Source organism: uncultured Christiangramia sp. (genome assembly GCF_913046405.1).
GTDB lineage: Bacteria > Bacteroidota > Bacteroidia > Flavobacteriales > Flavobacteriaceae > Christiangramia > Christiangramia marina.
Genome location: NZ_CAJWRQ010000133.1, coordinates 1 through 6028, shown reverse-complemented (window position 1 = coordinate 6028; position 6028 = coordinate 1). Strand labels below are relative to the sequence as shown.

At 37.3% G+C, this 6028-nt stretch carries 1 protein-coding gene and 2 pseudogenes; 1 reads left to right on the top strand and 2 read right to left on the bottom strand.

Features of this window, described 5'->3' with window-relative positions:
* Nucleotides 1-399, bottom strand: a pseudogene (locus QZ620_RS13115) (hypothetical protein); the annotation flags it as partial.
* Entirely contained in the window at nt 389-5419 is a 5031-nt protein-coding gene (locus QZ620_RS13110; protein WP_295182459.1) for a translocation/assembly module TamB, read from the bottom strand. The pseudogene QZ620_RS13115 and the gene QZ620_RS13110, both read right to left, overlap by 11 nt.
* Before the next feature lie 418 nt (nt 5420-5837).
* Here QZ620_RS13110 and QZ620_RS13105 point away from each other — a divergent pair.
* Nucleotides 5838-6028 (top strand): annotated as a pseudogene (locus tag QZ620_RS13105) (cell envelope biogenesis protein OmpA); the annotation flags it as partial.

The window sequence follows — 6028 nt, the reverse complement described above, 5'->3', positions numbered from 1 at the left end:
TTCTTCTGAAGTTACATTCGAATAAAAGAAACCTCTGTTTTCCAATCTATTCAGAAGTAATTCTTCCGTATTTTCGAGATCAACATCTGACAGATACACTGGCTTCTCTCCTAATTTTTTATTTAAAAATTTATTGATGATTCCCGGCTTCTCGCGTTGTGCTTTATAGTGAAAATAAAGTCCCGGTCTCATTCCCAGGATTTGCGCGTTTGGTTCTGGTCTTAGAACACTCTGCAACTCAGCTTTTAATTGAGGTTCCTCTTTAATTACAGAATCAGATTCTATACTGATCTCGGCACCGGTATAAAGTGATTCTTCTTCAGGTATGAATTTTTCCACACTGCAGGACTGAAATAGTGCTACAGCTATTAATATGATTACTGAAATTCTAATTTTCATCTTCTGTGCTTTCTGTACCTTCTGAACTTTCTGTCTCTTCAGGTTCTTTCTTTTCCTTCTTTACTTCTTCCATCACCGCCTTTTCAAACATGTTCTTGAACTTGTTGAATTCTTTGGTGAAAATTAGGGAAATACCACTCACTACCAACTGCCCGTCGATCACATTTTCGTACTGACTTCTACTGAAACCTTTCAATCTCCAGATACCATTTTCATCAAGAAGATAGGAAATACTTACATTTCCTATAACCGGACTTGCCTCCTGCCCTGCCTGGTTTCCTCCCTGAATATCTACGGCACTTCCCACTTCTACGATCAACCTGTCCTCAAGAAATGCTTTCTGAGCACTAATATCTAATTGCGTACGATCCTGAGGTCCATTATCACCCTGGTAATCTGTATAACTATCAAGATTAAAATTCAATTGCAGTCCGCTGTTACCAAGTACTTTGCTTGATAACATGTTTAACTGGTCTGATAATGCGCTGTTCAGGTTATCTCTGGCTACATCCATGGTACCACCACCTGCACCTGTACTTCCACCTTCCGGAAAGAATCTGTTTAGAACGAGTAATGAAAACACCTGTTTATTCAACTCCTGTTCCTGGCTGTTCAATCGCTGAACTCTGTTATATACTTCTCCGCTAATTGCACCACGTTCATCTTCTGGCATATCTAATCCAAAGGAAATTTTTGGAGCCATAAGATCTCCGTTCACGTTTAGATAAACCAGAAAAGGAAGTTCCTGTCTATACATTCCTTTATCACTTGGATCTACAGCGGTTAAACTTGACGAAAGTAATCCTGAAGCTGCAGTTTCAACAGAGTATATAGCTCTTACATCCAGTTGGGCATCAAAAGGATCTCCCGCCCATGAAACACGACTTCCATCAGCTATATCAAATCTTCTTTTAACAAGATTATAAAGACTCATCTCATAATACCCATCGTTAATATTGTAAATTCCGGTAAGGGCTGTTCTACCGTTTGGATACATATTAAAGATAAGATCTCCTTCTCCCTGAACCTGGAAAATATCACCAGTTTCCTGGTTGATGATGACATTGAATTTAGCTCCTTCATTTACGGTCAGCCTGGTAAAGATATCATAGCCAGAAACTACATAACTTTCTTCTTCAGTTTCAGTTAGAATATCGTTCGGGTTTTCCTTATTCACAAAAATAACAATACCGTCCCTTTCCTTCATTTGAAGTTCGGTTTCTGGTACCACATAAGTAAGATTTGTACTTTTTCTTACATCAACATTCATGGTTACTTTCGGTAAAGTAAGATCACCCTTTATTTGTGCATCCACATCAACAACTGCAGTTCCGTAGAAAAGGTCATTATCCTCTTCCGTAGAATTAATAAGTTTAAAGTTTTCTGCCTGAACATCTAGATCAAACCCTGGATTTAAAAAGGTTGGAGTTGTGACTTCTCCATTGACAACGATTGAATTACTTTCAGCGTCAACGATCTCAAAATTATTAAAATACACACCCTGATTATCCATTTCAAGCTGCTCATCGGGCAAGGTAAATTGAGAATCGAGCATCGCAATGTTAAAGGAAGCAGCGTCAAATTGCAGATTTCCTTCATAAACGGGCTCTAATAGAGTTCCGTTAAGTTTGAAATTTCCACTGAAGCTTCCATCGGCATTTTTAATCTCTCCCTGGGAAAAACCTTCCAGAGCAGTCATACGAATTTCATTTAAATCAAGATTTAGATCCAGTTTTGCTGAAGGTTCAGCAGCAATATATGATCCGATAAGATCCAGATCGATCTCGCCACCTTTCATCGCCATCTCGAAATCATACTGACTAAATCCAGAAGAGTTCCCCATTAAACTAAGAGTTCCCATATCCACGCCAAGCATAGATAATTTATTGATCTCCATATCTGCCAGGAGACCTGTCTCTCCAAAAGGATCTTCATACACGATGTTCCCGTTCACCTGACCTTGTGCCAGCTTCTCTTCAGGATTCAGATAACTCAACAGCGCGGCTAACTTAAAGTTTTTAAAGTCAAGGCTTAAGTGCTCTTTTTCAACACCGGGTTTATCGTTGCTTATGCGCATTTCCTGATCTTCTCTAAACAGTCTAAAGTTCTGAAAATTCAGGTAATCCGTATCAAAACTCAGCATATTCGAATTCTCTATTTGCCACGGATTACCATTTAGAATTAGATCCTTATTATCGATATGAAATTGCAAGGTATCACCCTGGAAATTCAATTGTGAAGTAGCGTGAACAACCTGGGTAGTATCATAAACCGAGGTGAATTCAAGATTCAATTTTCTACTCTGAACATCACCTCCAATTATGGTACGTTTTATAGCCAGCGGACCGGTATTTAATTCTTTGAATGCGAACTCGAATTTTAGATCCTGTGGATTGGATCTAAGATCCAGTTTTAAACTATCGATCTCACTATTGAAGTAATTTACAAAGGGTATATCGATATTGGCATCCAACCTTCTTCCAGATTCTGCAAAGTTAACATCTATATTAACCGTATCCAGTTTTTGAAGATTAACAAGAAACACTTCTGTTAGTATTGGTGCTTCACTAATCTTCGCATTAATCTTCATATTAACAGGATTGAAAATAGAGTCCTCCTGATAATTTTCAGTAATATATCTTTTGAAGTGTCGGTCTATGGCTGCTGAAAAAGCTGCAGGTGTTGCGTTAGATTTGAGGTCTAAGTTCAGGATTCTGTTATTAATGTCTACGGAAGTAGTATCCTGTCTTACAAATGCATCTGCTTTAAAGCTACCTAGTAAATAAGCTTTGTTATTATAAACCGCTACTCCATCAATGATCTCGGCTTCAAGTTCATATTCCGAAGAATTTCCTTCAAACCAACCCTGTAATTCGAATGCGGCTTTGATTGTTTTTTGAGTGACTCCCAGAGCTTCCAGATCTGCACCATCCAGGTATAAACTAAAATCTACTCTTGGAGAAACAGAATCAAGTGCAACATCCAATTGCGCTTCCATGTCCAGATTTGAATCCTGATACATTAAGTTGATTGGTCCCTTCCCGTTTTCAAGTTCCCCGGTTATATCGATCTGCCTGAATTCGTATCCGTTATAAGTAAAACTCTCTATCGTAGAATCAAGACTCGCATTAAGATCTGCTACAGAATTTCCACTTCCGGTAAGTTTTATATCTATTTGCAAATCTCCAAGGGCTTCATTTTGAAGTAATCTTCCCAGAGATATTCCATCACCCTGGACTTCTGCATCAAAAGCGATCTGATCTCCAAATTCAAAGTTCCCATTAACGTTAATATTGCCATCGGTAGTAGCGATCTTAGCATTCGTGCTAACCTTTTCCATATTACCTTTAAAACTTCCATTGATACTGATCTTTTCTGGAATTTGCATCCCAAGATCAGCTTCGCTTACAAAATTTTGAAGATCTTTTTGAGTGGAAGAAAGTCTGACATTTGGAAGGTTAAAACTTAAGTTTTCTGGATCCTGCGCATTTACGATACTTCCGCTACCCTTAATATTTGTATTTCTCCAGCGTAAATTTAAATTAGCCAGGTTTAGATTATCAACTTTCCCATTTATGGAAAGATTTCCTTTTACAGGTGATTTTGCGAGGTTTTTCAAATATTCGTTCTCTCTAAGATCTGGTTGAAATCTGAAAAATTCGCCCAGCTCTAGATTTATGTCTGAAAGATCAGCCTGTAAACTTGCACTTCCTGGATCTTTCATCAATGCATCCAGGTCACTGTAACTAAGCTGTAGATCTCCGTTGAAACTGTTACCAATTCCGTCGAAAGTAATATCTGTGAGTTGTATCTGATCTTTGGTAAGTTCTGCTTCAAGATTGAATTGATCTATCTCAATCCCGGAAGCTTCAGTAAAATTGAATTCAGAAATATTTAAACTTGCATTTTCAGGTGCGTAAGAAATATTAGAGGCATGTAAGTCAAGGTCTTTAACATCCAGGATATCAGGATTGAAAGTTCCTTTCTTGACCTGAGCATCGTTCACGCGGTAAAGAATGTTATTATTAGCAAGGTCTATTTCCTCAATATTAATCTTCCATTCGGGCCACACAAAAGCTTCAGTAGCACTCCCCTGCTCTTCTGTTGTTGCTGAAGTAGTATTTTGCTGTAGTTCAAGTATAATATCTGAATTATGTAGTTTCAGCAATTCAGAAGAGATAATGCTATCCTTGAGATTGAAATTCGACTGACTTGTTTCCAGCAATTTAATTTTCATATCTGCTGAAATAGAATCGGGACTGGAATTGTAACTGGCTCGAACATCACTAAGGTTTAATTTTCTCACTTCAAAAACAGGTGCGGGACTTGTTTCACCTTCAGAAGGAGGAAAAGGTTTCGTTTGATTATAGGTGACCTGCGCTTTATTTAGAATAGCTTCTTCGACTACAAAAGCCATATTGGTAAGATCTGTTTCAGCAAAAGACAGCTGAAGTTCCTTAAACTTTGCCTTGGTGTCTATACCACTCACATTATCTATATAGTCTACATCAAAATCTTTCAGATCAAATTCTCCAAGAGATATTTGCATACTTGAACTAGTCGTATCTGCCGGGGTGGTTGCAGTTTGTGTGGTATCTGATGCAAATGCCTTCATTAGAACTTCATAGTTAAATCCAGTAATAGAATCTTCCCGAATAATATTAGCACGAACACGACGCGCTTCCAAAGCGTCCAGACTGAATCCATTTCCTTTTATTAAAGGCATAAAAGGGATATTCGCAGTTATATGTTCACTATATATAATGGTATCGCCATTTGGATGTTCGATATAAAGATCATCAACTTCAATATTACCATTAAATTGAATATAGATTCTTTCCAAGTCAATCTTAGCTCCACTCTTCTCTTCTATGGAGGATATAAACTTGTCTTTAATAATATTCTGTCCCCAGGGACTTCTTACGAATAGAAGGATAAGAATCAACAAAATGAGAATCCCCAGAAAGATCTTTCCAATTATTTTTAAAATCTTGATAAAGCGTGCTTTGGCTGTGCTCAAAAAACTGAATTTTAGAAGTTTCCAAAGTTATCGTTTAGATGTATTACGGCGAAGTTATTGCGCAATGTTTACTAATAAACTTCTGTTAAATGTCTGTAGAATATTCATAGGAAGCTGCTCAATCTGGAATTTAAAGAGCTTAAATTGTAGAAATTGTCACCAAATTGGAGTGATAATCTACACAATTACAATATGAATCTGCTACCCAAATTCAGGAAAGCCGGTTATTCCATTTCATTTGATAAACGAAACCAAAATACTTCAAACCGTTTGTTTTCAGAGACTAAGTGGTCGTAGCCGCTAAGTTTTAGAGCGATTTATCGGAAGCCAGAAGCAGCATTATAGTTTCATATGGCATTATTGTAGCAAGAGGTGAAAAGTATTAACTAAATAAGAATACTAAGAACTAAACTAAATTATGAGAAAAGTAATCACAGCTACCGTATTAACCGCAGGTCTTTTAACCTCATGTGTTTCTAAAAAGAAATATGTTGAATTAGAAGGTCAACTGAATGATACAAGAAGTACACTTCAAAAAACACAGGTTGAGAAAGAAGAAATTGAAGAAAAGTATGCACGTATAGAAGAACGTGTTGCTGATTATAATTC